The sequence below is a fragment of the Candidatus Binatia bacterium genome, assembly GCA_036382395.1.
Lineage (GTDB): Bacteria > Desulfobacterota > Binatia > HRBIN30 > HRBIN30 > JAGDMS01.
In genome coordinates this window covers 56,664-73,192 of the sequence record DASVHW010000043.1, presented here as the reverse complement: position 1 = coordinate 73,192, position 16,529 = coordinate 56,664, and the positions used below count along the sequence as shown (strand labels likewise).

At 63.6% G+C, this 16,529-nt stretch carries 15 protein-coding genes; 4 read left to right on the top strand and 11 right to left on the bottom strand.

From position 1 onward, the window contains the following. Positions 1 to 105, bottom strand: a 105-nt coding sequence (locus VF515_02715; protein HEX7406542.1) for a type II toxin-antitoxin system PemK/MazF family toxin, incomplete at its 3' end; no start/stop codon positions are given. Further along, complete coding sequence (locus VF515_02710; protein HEX7406541.1) at positions 105 to 347, bottom strand: AbrB/MazE/SpoVT family DNA-binding domain-containing protein; 243 nt, start codon at positions 345 to 347, stop codon at positions 105 to 107. The genes VF515_02715 and VF515_02710, both read right to left, overlap by 1 nt. A 461-nt stretch (positions 348 to 808) precedes the next feature. On the opposite strand from VF515_02710, the gene polX reads away from it, so the two are divergent. Then, positions 809 to 2,527: a DNA polymerase/3'-5' exonuclease PolX gene (polX, locus tag VF515_02705; GenBank protein HEX7406540.1), complete on the top strand. Its 1,719-nt coding sequence runs from the start codon at positions 809 to 811 to the stop codon at positions 2,525 to 2,527. Between the two features lie 289 nt (positions 2,528 to 2,816). Then, the gene (locus tag VF515_02700) at positions 2,817 to 3,914 is read left to right on the top strand and encodes a hypothetical protein (protein ID HEX7406539.1); all 1,098 of its coding nucleotides are present in this window, start codon (positions 2,817 to 2,819) and stop codon (positions 3,912 to 3,914) included. Positions 3,915 to 4,259: 345 nt separating this feature from the next. On the opposite strand, the gene VF515_02695 is transcribed toward VF515_02700, so the two are convergent. Continuing rightward, the gene (locus VF515_02695; GenBank protein HEX7406538.1) at positions 4,260 to 5,168 is read right to left on the bottom strand and encodes an SDR family NAD(P)-dependent oxidoreductase; all 909 of its coding nucleotides are present in this window, start codon (positions 5,166 to 5,168) and stop codon (positions 4,260 to 4,262) included. Positions 5,169 to 5,419: 251 nt separating this feature from the next. Beyond that, positions 5,420 to 6,643 carry a BamA/TamA family outer membrane protein gene (locus tag VF515_02690; GenBank protein ID HEX7406537.1) on the bottom strand — a complete coding sequence of 408 codons (1,224 nt, stop codon included), beginning with the start codon at positions 6,641 to 6,643 and terminating at the stop codon, positions 5,420 to 5,422. 224 nt (positions 6,644 to 6,867) lie between these two features. Between VF515_02690 and hpnJ the strand changes: the two genes are divergently transcribed. Then, positions 6,868 to 8,331, top strand: coding sequence for a hopanoid biosynthesis associated radical SAM protein HpnJ (gene hpnJ, locus VF515_02685; GenBank protein HEX7406536.1), 1,464 nt, complete (start codon positions 6,868 to 6,870; stop codon positions 8,329 to 8,331). Between the two features lie 92 nt (positions 8,332 to 8,423). Further along, positions 8,424 to 9,296, top strand: coding sequence for a hypothetical protein (locus tag VF515_02680; protein HEX7406535.1), 873 nt, complete (start codon positions 8,424 to 8,426; stop codon positions 9,294 to 9,296). Here VF515_02680 and hpnK read toward each other — a convergent pair. The 7 genes from hpnK to VF515_02645 all read right to left on the bottom strand — a co-directional run bounded on the left by hpnK (position 9,269) and on the right by VF515_02645 (position 16,525). Beyond that, positions 9,269 to 10,150, bottom strand: coding sequence for a hopanoid biosynthesis-associated protein HpnK (hpnK, locus tag VF515_02675; protein ID HEX7406534.1), 882 nt, complete (start codon positions 10,148 to 10,150; stop codon positions 9,269 to 9,271). The two genes, VF515_02680 and hpnK, sit on opposite strands and share 28 nt — an antisense overlap. Before the next feature lie 151 nt (positions 10,151 to 10,301). Further along, the gene (locus tag VF515_02670) at positions 10,302 to 11,309 is read right to left on the bottom strand and encodes a lysylphosphatidylglycerol synthase domain-containing protein (protein HEX7406533.1); all 1,008 of its coding nucleotides are present in this window, start codon (positions 11,307 to 11,309) and stop codon (positions 10,302 to 10,304) included. Between the two features lie 102 nt (positions 11,310 to 11,411). Further along, positions 11,412 to 12,611: a CDP-alcohol phosphatidyltransferase family protein gene (locus VF515_02665; GenBank protein ID HEX7406532.1), complete on the bottom strand. Its 1,200-nt coding sequence runs from the start codon at positions 12,609 to 12,611 to the stop codon at positions 11,412 to 11,414. Then, positions 12,608 to 13,657, bottom strand: a complete 1,050-nt coding sequence (locus VF515_02660) for a Gfo/Idh/MocA family oxidoreductase (GenBank protein HEX7406531.1) — start codon at positions 13,655 to 13,657, stop codon at positions 12,608 to 12,610. Before VF515_02660 ends, VF515_02665 begins: the two co-directional genes overlap by 4 nt. Further along, the gene (locus VF515_02655; GenBank protein ID HEX7406530.1) at positions 13,654 to 15,012 is read right to left on the bottom strand and encodes an aspartate aminotransferase family protein; all 1,359 of its coding nucleotides are present in this window, start codon (positions 15,010 to 15,012) and stop codon (positions 13,654 to 13,656) included. Before VF515_02655 ends, VF515_02660 begins: the two co-directional genes overlap by 4 nt. Then, the gene (locus VF515_02650) at positions 15,012 to 15,821 is read right to left on the bottom strand and encodes a hypothetical protein (protein HEX7406529.1); all 810 of its coding nucleotides are present in this window, start codon (positions 15,819 to 15,821) and stop codon (positions 15,012 to 15,014) included. The genes VF515_02655 and VF515_02650 overlap by 1 nt, the downstream gene beginning before the upstream one ends. Further along, positions 15,818 to 16,525 (bottom strand): NDP-sugar synthase, encoded by a 708-nt coding sequence (locus tag VF515_02645; protein HEX7406528.1) that lies wholly within the window; start codon positions 16,523 to 16,525, stop codon positions 15,818 to 15,820. Before VF515_02645 ends, VF515_02650 begins: the two co-directional genes overlap by 4 nt. Positions 16,526 to 16,529: the final 4 nt, after the last annotated feature.

Sequence of the window (16,529 nt, the reverse complement as noted above, 5' to 3'; positions counted from 1 at the left end):
CGACACGACGAGGGCCGGCCGACGCCCCGCTTGCTCGTGTCCAGCCTGCGGGTTGAACTCGATCCACACCACGTCGCCGCGATCGGGGACGTACCTGGCTGCCATCACCAAACTTCCCGGCCAATCGGTGCACCGGAGTCCGTTTCGCCGTGAACGTTCTGACGGGTTACCCCGGAGAGCAGTCTCTTCAGAGTGACGGGCTTCCTTCGTTTTGGCACGACAACCAGCCGACCCTCCTCGACAGTGAGTTCGACGATTGAGCCTTGCTTCACTTGCGTCTCCTCTGCAAATGCCTTCGGAATTCGCAAAGCCAGACTGTTGCCCCACTTCTGCACCTGGGCGCGCATGGCTACACCTCCCTGTAGATACAATGGATATACTGCATGCTCCCGGTCGATGCAAGTTGCCCAGCCCATTCCCTTCCCGGGCAAACTGACACGGTCTAACGAGCTTGTAGAAAAACCCCGGAAACGCACCTCTGTCGAGTTTCACGCGAAGCCGCGACTTGTCGCCGCGACGTTTTCTGATGACCCCCGCACGCCCGGCCAGCCTCTCTCGCAACACTTTCAGGCATTTTCAGCTCAATCGTCAAATCTCGCCTCCCGGGGTTTTGCCCGTGGGACCTCCCGCCTTCTCCGCCTGTGTAACGGGTCGGCCGATTTCGATTCATGCTGTTTCAATTTGTGGAGCCTGCTGGAATACCTGACCGATAACCACCGCGAGTGTTCGGGCAGTCGATCTTCCGCCCCTTTGCCTGGCTGGCGGATGAAGGTACAATTCCGACCGGGCCGCATGATCTGGAATGGCTATGAGCAACGCTGACATTGCGCGCATCATGCGCGAGATCGCCATTTACCTCGACATGGAAGGCGTGCAGTTCAAGCCCCGCGCCTACGAGAAAGTGGCCTACGCCATCGAAGCGGTCGACGAACCGCTGACGGAGGTCTACCGGCGCGGCGGTCTGAAGGCGATCTGCGACATCCCGGGGGTGGGCAAGAGTATCGGCGAGAAGGTTGTCACGCTGATCGAAACCGGCTCGCTCCCCTATTATGAAGAGCTCCGGAGTAAGGTGCCGGTGGACCTCGCCGGCCTCACGGCCATCGAAGGCTTGGGGCCGAAGATGATCAAGGTGCTCTACCAAGAGTTGGGCATCAAGACGGTCGACGACCTGGAGAAAGCCGCGCTGGCCGGGAAGATCCGCGACCTGCCTCACTTCGGTGAGAAGAGCGAGCAGAAGATTATCAAGGGGATCGGCTTCGTCAAGAAAAGCACCGGCCGCTTCACGCTCGGCGCGGTGTTGCCGTTGATTGCGGAGATCGAGGCGCGCCTGCAGAAGATTCCGGGCGTCAAACAGGTTGCCGTTGCCGGTTCCATCCGGCGCCGCAAGGAGACCGTCGGCGACGGGGATATCCTGGTGATTTCGGCCAAGCCCGATGCCGTGATGGACTTCTTCGTCAGCATGCCCGAAGTCATCCACGTCCACGGCAAGGGCCAGACGAAGTCGAGCATCAAGTTGCACACCGGCATGGATGTCGATGTGCGGGTCGTGCCGCAGGACAGCTTCGGCGCGGCGTTGAATTACTTCACCGGCAGCAAGGACCACAACGTCGCGCTGCGCCGATTGGCCATCGAGAAAAAGCTGAAGCTGAACGAGTATGGCGTTTTCCGCGGCGACAAGGCGATTGCCGGCAAGACCGAAGAGGAAGTGTACAAGGTATTGGGCCTGCCCTACATCCCACCCGAGATTCGCGAGAACACGGGAGAGATCGAAGCGGCCATGGCCGGGAAGCTGCCGAAGCTGGTTGCGTACGGCGACCTGCGCGGCGACCTCCAAACGCAGACCACGTGGACCGACGGGCAGAACACGATCGAGGAGATGGTCGAGGAAGCGCAGCGGTTGGGTCTCGAGTACATCGCCATCACCGACCACACCAAGAGCCTCGCAATGACCGGCGGGTCAGACGAGAAGAAGCTCAAGCAGCAAATGTCGGCGATCGACAAGCTCAACAAGCGGCTCCACGGCATCACGGTGTTGAAGGGCGCCGAGGTCAACATCAACAAGGACGGCACGCTGGACATCGCCGATGAGACCTTGGCCAAGCTCGACGTGGTGGGCGTCGCGGTGCACTCCCACTTCAGCCTGCCGCGCGAGGAAATGACCCGCCGGGTCATCCGCGCCATGGAAAACCCGCACGCCGACATCCTCTTTCATCCGACCGGGCGCGTCCTGAACAAGCGCGAGCCCGTCGACCTCGACATTGATGCGGTCATTGCCGCCGCCAAGCGCACCGGCACCGTGCTGGAGATCGACGCCTTTCCGGACCGGCTCGATCTGAAGGACGAACACGTGCGCAAGGCCGTTGAGGCCGGCGTGCCGCTGGTCATCGACACCGACGCCCACAACGTCAACCACCTCCACTACCTCCACTTCGGCGTCGCCACCGCTCGTCGCGGCTGGGCGGAGAAGTCGGATGTCATCAACACCAAGCCGCTGAAAGCATTCCTGAGCTGTCTAAAGAAGTCGTAAGCACTCAGCTAAGCAATACTATGGCTTCGCTGACTCCCACGCCGCGGAGGCGCTTGCTCACTTGCGCAGGATCTCCGCTTCGATCTGGCGGCGACACCTTGAGCGTCAAGCGCTTCCGAGGCCCATTGCGCTGTCGGCCGATCACGCGAGATCGGGAGGTCTGCTTTTTCCACGCTCCATATGATAGCGGGAGGTCGATGAGGACGAGTGTTCTCCGCCTTTCAGGCGTAAGGCCGAGCGCTGGGTTGGTGCAAGCGGCGTGTTCGGCCGCCGGCACGGGGCACGGGCGATGAAGGCTCTCATCGTCGGCGGGACCGGCCCCACGGGGCCGTTCATCATTCGCGGGCTCATCGAGCGCGGCTACCGCGTGTCCATGCTGCACAGGAGCCTGCACGAGATCGATGAGATCCCGTCCGAGGTCGAGCACATCCACGTGGATCCTTGGGAGCCCGGCGCCGTTCGGGAGGCGCTGGCCGGTCGCACGTTCGATGTGAGTGTCGTCACCTACGGGCGGCTGCGCGCGATCGCCGAACTCCTCGTCGGCAAAACGGGCCGCCTGATCTCCGCGGGCGGCTTCCCGTGCTATCGCGGCTACTTCGAGCCGGGACGGTTCACGCCGGTGGGGATGCCGGTGCCGACCTACGAGGATGGACCCAAGGTGGCCAGCGAGGAGGAGCACCGCAAGGGCTACCGCATCCGCATGACGGAGGAGACGGTGCTGGCGCTGCATCCCGAGGCGACGCACATCCGCTACCCGTACGTCTACGGCCCCCGGCAGCTCGTGCCGCGCGAATGGTGCATCGTTCGCCGCATCATCGACGGCCGGCGACACATAATCCTTCCGGAGGGCGGCCTGACGCTGTGCACCTTCGGCTACTCGGGAAACGTGGCGCACGCCGTCCTGCTGGCCCTCGACAACCCCGCGGTTTCGGCCGGGCAGGTGTACAACGCCGGGGACGAACAGGTGCTGAGCCTCAGGCAGGTCGTCGAGTGCATCTGCGCCGCCCTCGACCACGAGATGGAGATCGTGTCGATGCCTTGGGAGGTGGCGCGCCCCGCGTGGCCGATGATCATGCACCCGTTGCCGACCCACCGAGTGCTCGACATCGGCAAGCTCCGGCGCGAGCTTGGATATCGAGATCCGGTCTCCCCGCCGGCAGCGCTTGCGCTCACCGCCCGCTGGTACGTCGCCAACCCACCACCGCCCGGGGGCGAAACGGAGTGGATCCTGCAGGACCCGTTCGAGTACGATTCGGAGGACCGACTGATTGCGTTGTACAAGGACGGCCTCGAGCGACTGAGCCAGGTCCGCTTCAAGCAGCCGCCGGGGCTCGGGCTCGCATACTTCGATCCGAAGGTCCAGAGAGATCGCCCGCCGACCGAGTAGCGGGGGCTAGGAGCAATGCCAGTAACTTAAGGGCCTCCGAGGTGGCCGCCACCCTTCGAGGAGACGGCCGCTGAGGAGATGCGGCCTCAGGGTGAGCGGTATTGGCTTGATGCAACAATGATTATCCGCTCATCCTGAGGAGGCGCCGTCCTTCAGGCGCCGTCTCGAAGGATGCGATCTTGGCACGACGCCGCTTAAGTTACTGGCATTGCGGCTAGAACGGATAGTCGATCCCGGTGAACGCGGCGGGCGCTCCGCCCGAGCTGCCAACGTCGACGTACGCAACACCTGGGGGACGACGACGGCACGGAAGCCGAGCCGATCGGCAGCCCCGGGTAATTTGGCTCACACGAACGGATCGTACGGAAAAATATCCGCGCTGACATCGAGCTTGTAGAAAGAACTCTTGAACGCGTCGGGCACGACGGCGGCGACCTTCTCGGCCGTCCAGCCTGCGACATCCACGATCTGGCGGATGGGCCGTGGCTGGGAGAACAGGATGATCTCCTTGCCGCGCACGCAAAAGATTTGGCCGGTGATTTCCTGGGCCGCATCGCTTGCCAGGAAGACCACCAGCGGCGCGATCATCGCCGGGTCCATTTTCTTGATCTTCTCGACGCGGGCCTTTTGCGCCTCGGTCTCGGTGGGAATGGAGCCGATCATCCGTGTCCAGGCGAACGGGGCGATGCAGTTGGCGGTGACACCGTAGCGAGCGAGATCGAGCGCGGCACCTTTGGTCAGGCCGACGACGCCCAACTTCGCCGCCGCGTAGTTGGCCTGGCCGTAGTTGCCGATCAACCCCGACGTCGACGTGATGTTGATGATCCGCCCGCTCTTCTGCTGGCGCATGTGAGGGGCCGCCGCCCGCGTGCAGGCGAACGCACCCTTCAGATGCACGGCGATGACCGCATCCCAATCGTCTTCGCTCATGTTGAACAGCATGCGGTCGCGCAGAATACCCGCGTTGTTGACGACCACGTCGATGCGGCCAAACTTCTCCAAGGCGGTGCCGATGATCTTCTCGCCGCCGGCGAGGCTGGCGACGGAGTCGTAGTTGCTCACCGCGGTCCCGCCCGCCGCGACGATCTCGGCCACCACCTGGTCCGCCGGCGCCGCATCCCGACCCTCACCGATGGCGCTGCCGCCAAGGTCGTTGACGACCACCTTGGCGCCCTCCCGGGCGAGCGACAGTGCGATGCCACGGCCGATGCCGCCGCCCGCACCCGTGACCACCGCAACCTTGTCCTTCAGCATCATGTGCGTATCCTCCCGAGCGTCATCAGCGTGCCTTCTCGACCTGCCACCGAAGCGGAGTGTCTCTTCTGCCAACGGATTGCGTGCCGCGCGCGATCCGCAGCGGTGTCAAAGCCCTACGGCCCGACAATGTCAACCAGCATCAGCGATGCGAAGGTCAGCCGTTGCGAGGCGTGCGAGCGTCGAAAGCGCCGACGTGCGCGCACTGCGGCTGACGAGTTTCGCTTCGGAACCCATTTTCGGCCGGGCCTCTAGAACGGATAGTCGATCCCGGTAAACGCGGCGGGGGCTCCGCCCGAGCTGCCAAAGTCGACGTACGCAACCACCTGGGGGACGACGACGGCACGGAAGCCGAGCCCGCCGACGACGTGTAGGTCTTCGAGGGGAAACTCCCTGGAGGAATTGAACACCTTGCCGACGTCGAGAAACGGTGCGATCTCGAGATGCGCCCGTACGCCGAAGACTTCCCGTTCGTAGACGTTGGTGCGCAGCTCACCCCGGAGGAAAAAACGATGGTTGTCGGTGAACCGGTGGCTGCCGAAGGCGCGCAGGCTGCCAATGCCGCCGACGCTGTTCTTCTCGTAGAACGGGGCATCCTCACCGTGCTGCAGATAATTCAACACCGCATGCAGCGCAACGATGAACTTCTTGTCCGGCCGCAACGGAATGAACGACTTGCCCTCGAACGCATATTTGATGAACGAGTTCGAGCTGCCGAGGGCTTTGTCGACGATCTCGATGGAGCTCTGGGCAAACACGCCTTGCGTGGGAATGTCGCGAACATCACGATCGTCGTAGATCAATCCGAACTGCTGGCCGAAGATCGAGGCGCCGGTGACACCGTTGACGCTGGAAAAACCGGATGTCGGATCGCGAACTTGCGGCAGGGTGCCGATGCCGCCTCGGCCGACACGCACTTGGCGCAGCCGCGGCTGCCAGAAGGCCTGGAAATCTCCGAAAAAGTTCAAGCCGGTGAAAAATGTTCCGCCGTTGGTCCTCGAGGTCCAATTGGCCTCGTTCGAGTTCGGGGTGTGGTTGCCGAAGCCATAAAACCGTTCGAACGGGTCATCCTCGTGCGCGGCGTCGGCGCGCAGGTCCAGCCAGCCGGCGAGAAGATCCTGGCCGGCATAATTCCCTTCGAGGTCCTCGCCGCGCTTGCTCCCTTTCCCGCCCATGATGAAGTACTTCTGTTTGGGATCGGGATAGTCGAAGAAGCGAACCGTCGGGTACACACCGAAGGTGTCGTTGTAACGGACGTCGGGAGCGATGATACTGCGGATGCTCTTGGCGTCGTTGGCGATCAGCATGACGGGAAGAAAACCGACGGTGGTGCCTTCGTTCGGATCAACGATGACTTCCGGCAATGGAATCAGCGTCATATCCGCGTCCGCCCGTTCGCCAAGGATGACGAGACACGCAACGCAGGCGACAATTACCGCGATTACCGCGGCGTAGCGGCGGATGGCGACCGGCATTGGGGTATAAGATCACAGCCGGCTTGAGAGGAAAAGCCGGCTGAGATACGCGTTTCCGCGACTCTGGTGCGTGTGCGCCGAGAGGGCGCCATCGATCCTCATTGCCGTGACGGCCGAGAGTGGCGGATCGATGCGCTCGGATCGATGCGCTCTTGATCGGGCGGGTGGGCTCGGTTACTCTGCTGGCTCGAAATAGCAATCGGACGAGGCACAATGGGAGTTGTATGAAGACGCTCTTTCTGAACCCGCCTGCCTACGAGGACTTCGACGGCGGGGCAGGATCACGCTACCAGGCGACCCGCGAAGTGTGGTCTTTCTGGTATCCCACCTGGCTCTGCTACCCGGCCGGGCTGGTGGCGGACAGCCGCGTCCTCGATGCGCCGCCCGAGCACCTCAACCAGGAGCAAACGGTGGCCATCGCCAGCGCCTACGACTTCGTCGTCGTGCACACCAGCACGCCTTCGTTCCGGCTCGACGCGCGCACGGCGGAAATGATCAAGGATGCCAATCCGAAGTGTACCATCGCGTTTGTCGGCGGCCATGTCACGGTGCAGGCGGAAGCCTCTCTGAAAGCGTCGTCGGCCATCGACCTGGTGGCGCGCAAGGAATTCGACTACGCCGTTCGGGACGTTGCCCTGGGCCATGACTGGTCACGCATTCCAGGCATCAGCTATCGGCAAAACGGCAACGTGATTCACAATCCAGAGCGCTTGCCGCTGACCACCGCGGAACTCGACGCGATGCCTTTCGTGACCCAGATTTACCATCGCGACCTTCAGTACCTGAAGTACAACAGCCCCTATTGCCAGTATCCCTACGTCTCCATGTACACCGGCCGCGGCTGCCCCGCGCGCTGTACGTTCTGTCTCTGGCCGCAGGTCACGACCGGCCATTCCTACCGCACCCGCAGTTCGGAGAACGTCTTCGAGGAAGTCAAGGACATGAAGCGCCTCTTCCCGGAGATGAAAGAGATCTTCTTCGACGATGATACGTTCACCGCGGATCCACCTCGTGCCAGGCAGCTGGCGCAGTTGTTCAAACCGCTCGGGTTGTGCTGGTCGACCAATGCGCGCGCCAACGTGGACCGGGAGACGTTGCGGGTTCTCAAGGACGGTGGGCTGCGCTTGTTCGTGGTCGGGTACGAGTCCGGCAACGAGCAGATCTTGCAGAACATCAAGAAGGGCGTCAGCCTCGAACGGGCACGCCGCTTCACGAAGGATTGCCACGATCTCGGCATTCTCATTCACGGCACGTTCATCGTCGGCCTCCCCGGCGAAACGCTGGCGACCATCGAGGAGTCGATCCGTTTCGCCCGCGAAATGGACCCGGAAACCATCCAGGTGTCGCTGGCATCGCCCTATCCGGGCACGCACTTCTATGAATATGTGAAAGAGCACAACTTCCTCGTGCAGGACGTCTACAACGACGAAGCCGGCTACCAGCGGTGCACGGTCAGTTATCCGGAGGCTTCGGCCGAGGAGATTTTCGCGGCCGTCGAGCGCTTCTACCGCAAGTACTATTTCCGGCCGAGATATTTCATGAAGGCGGCGAAGAAAATGCTGAAGAGCCGCGATGAGCGCAAACGCATGTTGCGGGAAGCCCGCGAATTCCTGTCCACCATGCGCAAGCGCCGCGCAGCTGGCAACGGTAAGGCCGCAGCCAACTCGACGACGTCTCCTGCGTCGTGAGTGCCGGCTCGTTGGCGCTCACGGGGCGGATGCCGTTGCCGATCTGTTGCGCGCGCTTGACGTCGGACTGAGGTTCTGCGACCCGCCTGGGTATGGAGTTCGCTTCCCTGTTAGCCATTGTTGCCAGTACCTTGCTGACGCTCGGCTTGTATCTCATGAAGCGTCAGGCGGAGCATCTGCCGTCCCTCGGTGGTGGCTGGCGCCTCAGCGCCTGGTGGGCCTTCGTTCGCGATCCGTTGTGGATGATCGGTCTGGCGCTGCAGATCGTCGGTTACGGGTTCTACTTCATGGCGCTACGCGCCGCCCCGCTCTCCATCGTGCACACGGCGCTGAACGGTGGCATCGTCCTCTTCGTGATTCTTTCCGTGGTGGGACTGGGGGAAGAGCCGCGGCCGGTCGAGTGGCTCGGTGTCTTGCTGATCACCGCCTCGCTGATCACGTTGAGCGTATCGTTGTCGAGCGATCCCGCGGCACACCGCGCGGCGCATGACCTGTTTCTGTTTTCGGTGGCGGTGCTCGCCCTCTCCGCGTTGGCGTGGTTTGCCGATCAGCAGCCGGGCCGTGCCATCGGCATGAGCGTCGCCAGCGGATTGATCTTGGGCTTGGCGTCCGTCTATGCCAAGGGGCTTGCCGACGAGGGGTCGTTCGCCTCCCAGGATGCGGTGATCTACATCGTTCTCACTACGGGCGCCAATATCGTCGGATTTGCCCTGATGCAGGCGGCATTACAGAGCGGCCGCGGGGTGGTGGTGATGCCGCTCTATTCCGGCCTGTCGAATCTGGTGCCCATCGTGGGCGGCATCATGGTGTTTGGCGAAGCCCTGCCGAGCGAGGGACCGGCGGCGGTGCTACGGCCACTGGCCTTCACACTGGCGATCGCAGGCGCCGCTCTGCTGGCGGGTTTCGGCGAAGGCTCGGTCGCGGCCCCTGGAAGTACTCAGCCCGAGGAGGCAAGGTCCTCGTAGCTCATGGGCTCGATCGCGCTCGTGCGTAGCGCCCGGCGAACGCGGGGGCTGGTCAACGCCGCCAGTTCGACCTCGCTTTCGTAATCTGCTGGACGCCACCGTCGTGCCTCGTCGTCGGTGAAGGCAGGGTGGCAGTAGACTTCGGTGAGGCCCGCGGGCAACGCGCTCAATACACTGAGCAGGTATGGTTCGTTGACGTGGCCGCTCTGGTGCAGTCCGAACAGCTGATCAGGATGGCGGATACCATGCGCCGCTAGCCGCGGGTGGGCGTAACGCGTGAGGTTGCGGAAGATCAGCGCTTCGACCAGCTTACGCCGGCGTTCACGCCGGTCCAGCCGCAGCGAAATCCGCCACGGTTCGCGCGGCAGGCGCATGGCACGGACGCCGTAGCGTGAGGCGAGCCGCAACAGGATCATCAGGACGGTCGGGTGCATGTGGATATTGAGGTGACCGTCCACGTGCGCCAGCGGCAGCCCGGTGGCGAGGTATTTTTCCAGTTGAGCACTCACTTCGCGTTCAATTTGGGCGCGCATTCCGGGGGCGAAGAAGTAGCGCAATCCCGCCGCCACCGAGTTGTTCCGGAACATGCCGGCGGCATCCACTAGGCCGGGCACCTGGTGCGCCGCCGACGTGGCGCGGCCCTGCACCAGAACGAGGTGCAGGCCGACCGCCAGTGTCGGGGTGGCGCGTGCGAGATCGACCGCCTCTGCAAAGGCGGTCCCGTTCACCATCAGGCTGGCATCGGTCAAAATGCCGTTGCGATGCCCCGCGATGATTCCGGCGTTGACGCCCGGCGACATACCAAAGTCGTCACCGGATACGATCAGCCGCCTTCGCTCGGGGGTTCGGGACATGGGCCGCTCGTGCATTGCGCCTGCGACTTTTCGCATCTCCGTCAAGTGCCGTTGGTAGCCACCCGAAGCGACCCAACACGTCCGCCGGAAGCCTCTGGAGTGCGGGCGGGGAGCGGTCCCGCCGAACGGACGCTGGGCGCAGCCCGCATCGCTACCGGACGAGGGGTTGGAAGACGGGGCGCGGCGCCATTTGCTGGCGTGACAGAATCAGCATTCCCACCAGAGCCCAGGTCAGTTCGCGTATGCGCCGCAAGAGTCCTAACGCCAGGCCCTTGCCCGGGTCGAGGCCCAGCAGGGTGAAGATGAGCACCTTTCCGCCCTCCTGTGTCCCCACCTTCGCCGGCACGAAGAAGAACATTCCGTCGATGGCGACCGAGAACACTTCGATGGTGAGGGCGCGATGCACACTGACGGGCAGCCCGAGCAGCCAAAGGATAAGGTAAATTTCCACGACGCCCATGGCCCATCCGGCGAAAAAGCTCGCCGATGAGAGGAAAAAGGCGCCGTTGCCCTCACCATGAAAACGGGCGATCTCTGCATCCAGACGCTGCAGACGTCGCCCGAACTCCGGCGCCCGATCCGGCAACCCCAGGCGTTGCGCCATCCGCAGCATCGGGGCGAACATCCCACGGCGCTGCGCCATGACCAGTGCCAGCGTCAGCGCTGAAAACGCTGCCAATCCGACGAACAGGCCGTGCCGGACGGCAGACGGAAGCGGCGTATCGTCGAGCACGAACGCCAGGCCGATGATGACGAACGCAATCTGGCCGATGGTCTGGGTCAGTTTGGCGACAGCGACCGATGCCACCAATGACGTGCCTTCGGCTTGGCCGCGCAAATAACGGGTCCGCACGAATTCACCGCCGAGGGTTGCGGTTGGGGTGAGGTAGTTGACCGCGTCGCCCGCGATGCGTGCGGTGAGCAGCTGTGTGAACGGAATCCGGGGCCGGGGAGTCGGGAAAGCCGCCCGCCAGCCCAGCGTGTTTGCCACGTACGCCAGCATCTCCTGAAGCACGAGCGCGACAATTCCCCAACCGACGAGCTGGAGGTTGGCGAGCACGGCCCGCACCCCAAGCTCGCGCAGGATGAACCCGAGCAGAATCAATCCGCCGACGAGAAAGAGGCGTTCGGCGATACGGAATACACGCTGAGTAAACATGCGTCTTGTGCCTATGTCTCCAGAGCCAAGGATTGGATCATCGGCGTATGCCGGGCAGGCCGGAGCACGAGAGTGACGGTGTCAGTCGGCCCGCGCCCGTGCTCATGCCGCATCACGCCATCGGTAAATCCACACTAACAGAATCGCGAAGAGATAGGTGCCGAACGCGGCGCCCCAGAAAAACCAGTATAAGCGATCGACCACTGCCAGCACGAGGAGCAGGTAAGCGAAGTCGCGGTTCATCATGGCCTCGAAGAGGCCCAGCAGCTTCCGCCGGACCTTGCCTTTCAAAGTCACCGGCGCGCCGCCGCTGCGGGCGAAGCCCGGCCGCCGAACGAGGAAAAAGTAGCTCAGGGCTGTGTCGCATGCGAATCCGCCGAGCAAGATGGAGATCAGAAGAGGGTAATGGCCGCTGGCGTTTTGGTGGTACAGGCCGAGCGCCAAGCCGATGAAAATCGCGACATGCACGATGTTGTCGGTGATGACATCGAACTTCTCGCCGAACGGGGAATCGAAGAACGTCAGTCGGGCCACCTCGCCATCGCAACCGTCGAGAATGGTGGCGCACAGAAACAGCAGCGTGCCGGCGACTCCGGCCCAGTAGGTGCCGACACTGAGCGTGGCGGCGGCGAGCAGCCCGATCGAGGTCCCGACGATGGTGATGTGGTTCGGCCGCACGCGCGTGTGGTTGGCGAGCCAGCGGCTGATCCGTAGCGAGATGCGGCGGTCGATCCAGTGGGCCAGCGGCCCATCACTGGCGGCGCTGTCAGCCCGCAGACGTTTGCACAACGCCAGTTCCGCCGCGGCCGCGGAGTGTTCGTCGCCGACCGGCAGACAGACCTCCCCGTCGAGCGGAAGGGTCTGCGCCCCGCGCGCATGGAGTGCCGCCCACACGGCGTCGGCTCCCTGTGCGGCGAGCGCGTTGAGGTCGATACCAGAGAGCATCCCGGGCCGGCACACGGCGATGTCATGGCGACCGCCCGCACCGAACAGGAGCGGCCGGCCATCCAAACTGGCCGCATTGACGCGTGCGAGGGTCGCAGCGGTCAGTAGGCGATCGCTCGGGATCACAGTCACGGATGAGCCTTCGACTTGCGACAGGCCCTTGGTCACCTCGACGGCACGCGTGCGCTTGTCTCCGGCAAGCAGCGTGCGCAGAGGCTCGGCACGTCCGTTTCCGAGAACGACGATACGGTCGAAGTCGCATCGAGCCGCGCTCAGCACGGTGCGCTGAATCAGCGGTAGGCCGGCGACGGTCTGAAAGCTTGCGGCTGTCGGCGGAAGAATCACAGCAGTTTTCAATTCCCCACCCCCCCCTCAAACCACTCGCTGAGCCGAGGAACGTCGATTGGCCGCGAATCACGGGCATCGGAGGCATACGCCAGGTCGAGCATGAGCAGGCACCACTCAGCTTCTGTTTGATTCGTGCCCCGCACCTCCGGTTCATCCAGCTCCTGGCGAAACGAGTCCACCACACCGGCAAACCATTCCGGGTGGTGGGAGCCGGCGGACAATGCCGTCGCCAACTGCTGCGAGTGTCGCGCCGTCTTTCCCTGCATGACCACCTGGTCGTCGTCGATCAGCAGATCGCCGTCGTTACCGACGAGCCGCCACTGTGTTCGGCGCTCACTCGCGGCCCAGGTCAAGCGAATCTCAGCCACGAGCGACGGAAAATCGATGGTGCACACGGCGGTGTCTTCGACTTCGGCATCGACGTAGCGGCGCCGCTCCAGTGCGGCGCGGATCCGGCACGGCTGTTCGTTTGCCAGCGCCAACAGCAGGTAGAAGGTGTGCCAGCCGTGGTCGATGAGAATCCCGCCGCCGGCGACGGACGCCTGCACGCGCCAGTTGCCGCTGGTGCTGCTGGCGCAGCCGTTGCGCGCGGTGTCGAACGAGATCGCGCGCAGCGAGCCGAGGCCGCCTGCCGCCAACAGCCCCCGCGCCGTACGAAATGCTTCCGAGTATTTCCAGTTGTGGACCGTGTGCAACACCACCCCGCCTTGGCTCACAGCGGTCCGCACGGCGCGGTATTCGTGCAGCGACGGCGTGACGGGTTTTTCACACAATACGTCTACACCGGCCCGCGCCGCAGCGATGATCGCCGGCGCGTGCAACGAGGGCGGGGTGGCGATGTCGACGAAATCCAACCGCTCACTGCGCAGCAACTCGTAGTAATCCGTGTACGTCCGGACGCCGGCGATGGCCTGCTCCGCCAGCGCGCGCCGGCCCGGGTCCGAGTCGGCTACGGCGACAATGCGAAAGTCGGAGCGCTCGCGCCAGACCGGTAGGTGACCATTGGCTGCCATGTTACCGAAGCCAATGATCGCGCCATCACGGACTCTCGTCATTGCCGGTAGCTGCCGGTTCGCGCCACCTCGGCAAAGACTTCATCCAGGATGGCGACGCCGTCCCTTGCTTCCATTTCTGTCAGGATGAGAGGTGGATTGATGCGTACGCGCGCGAAGTACCCCATCAGCAGCAGGCCGCGCCGAAGCGCGCCTCGGAAGATTTCTTCCGTGACAGCCGAGGACAGCGGCTGCTTCGTGGTCCGATCTTTCACCAGATCGAGCCCAATCAAGAGACCGGAGCCGCGGACATCGCCGATGAACTCGTATTTGTCCTGCAAGCGACGCAGCTCGTGCAGCAGCACCGTGCCGACGCGTTGCGAGTTCTCCACCAGTTCCTCGTCCAAGATCGTTTCGACGGTGGCCAGCGCCGCCGCCGCGCCCAGCGGGTTGCCGCCGTAGCTCGACGAGGAGGAACTCGGCTTGGCGAAGGGGAAGGAAGCGGTGATCTCGTCGGTGGAGACCAGGCCGGTGACCGGGAACCCCGACCCGAATCCTTTGCCGATCGTCATGACGTCCGGCTCGGTGTCGGTATGGTCACAGCCGAACATGCTTCCGGTGCGGCCGAAACCGGTGATCATTTCATCGATGATGAGGAGGGCATCGTTCTCGCGCGCGACCTCCGCCACCGCGGGCAGGAACTCCGGTGGTGGAATGACGTTTCCCGCCGTCCCCTGCATCGGCTCGACGATGATCGCGGCGATGGCCCCTGCGGTAGTGGTCTTGAGGGACTTGCGCATGAATTCGACGCAGAACAGGCCGCAATTCGGGTAGCTCAACTTGAAGGGGCAACGATAGCAATCGGCATACGGCACGAGGTATGTGCCTGGAGCGAGCGGCCCCCATTTCTGCTTCCACGCATCGCCGATCAGCCCCATCACCCCACCGGTCTTGCCGTGGAAACCGCCCCAGAAGCCGACGACCTCGTGCTTCTTGGTGTACGATTTTGCCAACCGAACAGCGGCTTCGACCGCCTCCGCCCCACCGCTGTAGAGTTGGGTCCGTTTCAACGCCCCCGGCGCCAGCTCCGCCAAGAGTTTCAGCAATGCGGTCCGCGGCTCGTTGGTGAAGCTCCCCACCGCCAGCCTTTCGAGCTGATGGATCAGCGCGGAGACGAACCGTGGGTGGGAGTGGCCGAGACTGGCGACCGCAACGCCCGCAAAGAAATCAAGGTATTCGTTGCCGTCGGCATCGACCAGCGTGCACCCACGCCCTTCCACCAAGGCGATTTCGGAGAGCTGGGCAATGCGTTGCAGTCCCGGGGCAATGTACTCACCCTCGGTGGCGATGAGGGCGCGTGATTTTGGCCCGGGGAGTCGATCGTGGGCCGGCGCTTTCTTCGATGCAGCTTTTCCCATCAAGTTGCGGCTTCTCGCGCATGCAAATAGGCTGCTATCTCAATGGCCGCCTCAGCGCGGCACGAAGCGTAGCTGGGCCAATCGTTCAAGTCAATCAAGGACAGCGCGCCGTTGGCGGCGTAAACACAATCACCACCGTAGATTTCGACGTTCAGCGCTTGCGCCGCGCGTCGGCCCAGCGCCTCCATTTGCTCGAGCACGTCGGCTGGAAGAGGCGAGCCGTTGAGCGGGGGCACGCAATGAAAGAACCGTTGCCAGACACCATAAAACTTCAGCACCGTTCCCAGCACGTGCCGCTGCACCAGGGCGGTACGGATACCCCTCTGCTGCAGCCGCTGCAGCACGTCGCGCGCGGCGGCGCGGCTGTCGATCCGGATCACGTCTCCCGCTTCGGTGGCGTGGACGTCCCCCCGCTTCACCCATGCCCCCTGCGCCACCCATTGCGGCAGAGCCGCGCCGTCGCTCGTCTCCAAGAGAACACTCTGGGGAAACGGAATCTTTGCGTTGGCGAAGGCTGCAATCGTTCGGTGGCGCTGGCAATTGAGGATACCGTCCGGGTTGTTGATGATGCGCACGCCCTGCGCTTGCCAGTGTTGCAGGCGCGCCAGCGCGGCGGCCCCTTGGGCCATGGTGAACACCAAGCTGACACCCGTTGGGTCCGGCCACTCGGGTTCGTCGGCGCGGCACACCGTTACGGCGTGGCCCCGTGCGCGCAGGTGGGCGGCGGCTGCTTCGAGGATGGCGCTGTCATCCTCCACTTTGCCAGGTGAGAACACCCGCTCACGGGTCATGCCAACCAATTTGCTCATGCTGTGAATCCACTGCGGATGAAGGCCTCGGCGACACCGATATCTTCCGGCCGGTCGACGTCGACGGTCTTGGAAATCCGCTCGCCGTACAGACGGTAGCCCCGCTGGAGCAGGTGTCCCAAGAACTGGCGCAACGCCGTGAAGCCGGACTGCCTGGCGAGAGGGATTTCGCGGAAGATCACTGGGTCGAACACGTAGAATCCTGCAGTGACCAACGTGGCGCCTTGGGCGTCGGCACCCAGTGCCGTGATACGGCCGTCTGACGCGATGCGCGTATAGAGCGGCTTTTCATCATCGACGAAATCGCTCAATGCGAGCACCCCCTGTGCGTCGTCGCGCGCAGCTGCTGCGCTGAGGAATGTTTGCAGCACCGCCGGTGCGAAAATCGCGTCCACCGTCAGCAGCACGAACCGTCCGCCTTCCAACAACGGGCGCAGTGCGAACAAGCTTTCCATCGAGCTTGGCGTCGTGCGCCGGACAAACTCGAATGTCAGCTGCGGCCAATGCGCCTGACAGTGCTGCTCGATCCCGCTGGACTCCTCGTTGACGATGGCCGCGATCTGACGCACTCCCGCCATGACCGCGGCGCCCAGCACGTAGTCGATCAAGGCTCTACCGGCCACGGGGACCAGGGGTTTGGGAAGCGTGATGCCGTGCTCGCGGAGGCGCACGCCGAGCCCGGCAGCGATGAGTCCGGCTTTCATCGGC

What these genes read in the sequence shown, in the direction of transcription:
- VF515_02670 (HEX7406533.1), bottom strand. Translation starts at nt 11,309, where the DNA reads ATGTTTACTCAGCGTGTATTCCGTATCGCCGAACGCCTCTTTCTCGTC.
- VF515_02695 (HEX7406538.1), bottom strand. Translation starts at nt 5,168, where the DNA reads ATGCTGAAGGACAAGGTTGCGGTGGTCACGGGTGCGGGCGGCGGCATC.
- VF515_02650 (HEX7406529.1), bottom strand. Translation starts at nt 15,821, where the DNA reads ATGAGCAAATTGGTTGGCATGACCCGTGAGCGGGTGTTCTCACCTGGC.
- polX (HEX7406540.1), top strand. Translation starts at nt 809, where the DNA reads ATGAGCAACGCTGACATTGCGCGCATCATGCGCGAGATCGCCATTTAC.
- VF515_02645 (HEX7406528.1), bottom strand. Translation starts at nt 16,525, where the DNA reads ATGAAAGCCGGACTCATCGCTGCCGGGCTCGGCGTGCGCCTCCGCGAG.
- VF515_02690 (HEX7406537.1), bottom strand. Translation starts at nt 6,643, where the DNA reads ATGCCGGTCGCCATCCGCCGCTACGCCGCGGTAATCGCGGTAATTGTC.
- VF515_02710 (HEX7406541.1), bottom strand. Translation starts at nt 347, where the DNA reads ATGCGCGCCCAGGTGCAGAAGTGGGGCAACAGTCTGGCTTTGCGAATT.
- VF515_02660 (HEX7406531.1), bottom strand. Translation starts at nt 13,657, where the DNA reads ATGACGAGAGTCCGTGATGGCGCGATCATTGGCTTCGGTAACATGGCA.
- hpnK (HEX7406534.1), bottom strand. Translation starts at nt 10,150, where the DNA reads ATGTCCCGAACCCCCGAGCGAAGGCGGCTGATCGTATCCGGTGACGAC.
- VF515_02655 (HEX7406530.1), bottom strand. Translation starts at nt 15,012, where the DNA reads ATGGGAAAAGCTGCATCGAAGAAAGCGCCGGCCCACGATCGACTCCCC.
- VF515_02700 (HEX7406539.1), top strand. Translation starts at nt 2,817, where the DNA reads ATGAAGGCTCTCATCGTCGGCGGGACCGGCCCCACGGGGCCGTTCATC.
- hpnJ (HEX7406536.1), top strand. Translation starts at nt 6,868, where the DNA reads ATGAAGACGCTCTTTCTGAACCCGCCTGCCTACGAGGACTTCGACGGC.
- VF515_02680 (HEX7406535.1), top strand. Translation starts at nt 8,424, where the DNA reads ATGGAGTTCGCTTCCCTGTTAGCCATTGTTGCCAGTACCTTGCTGACG.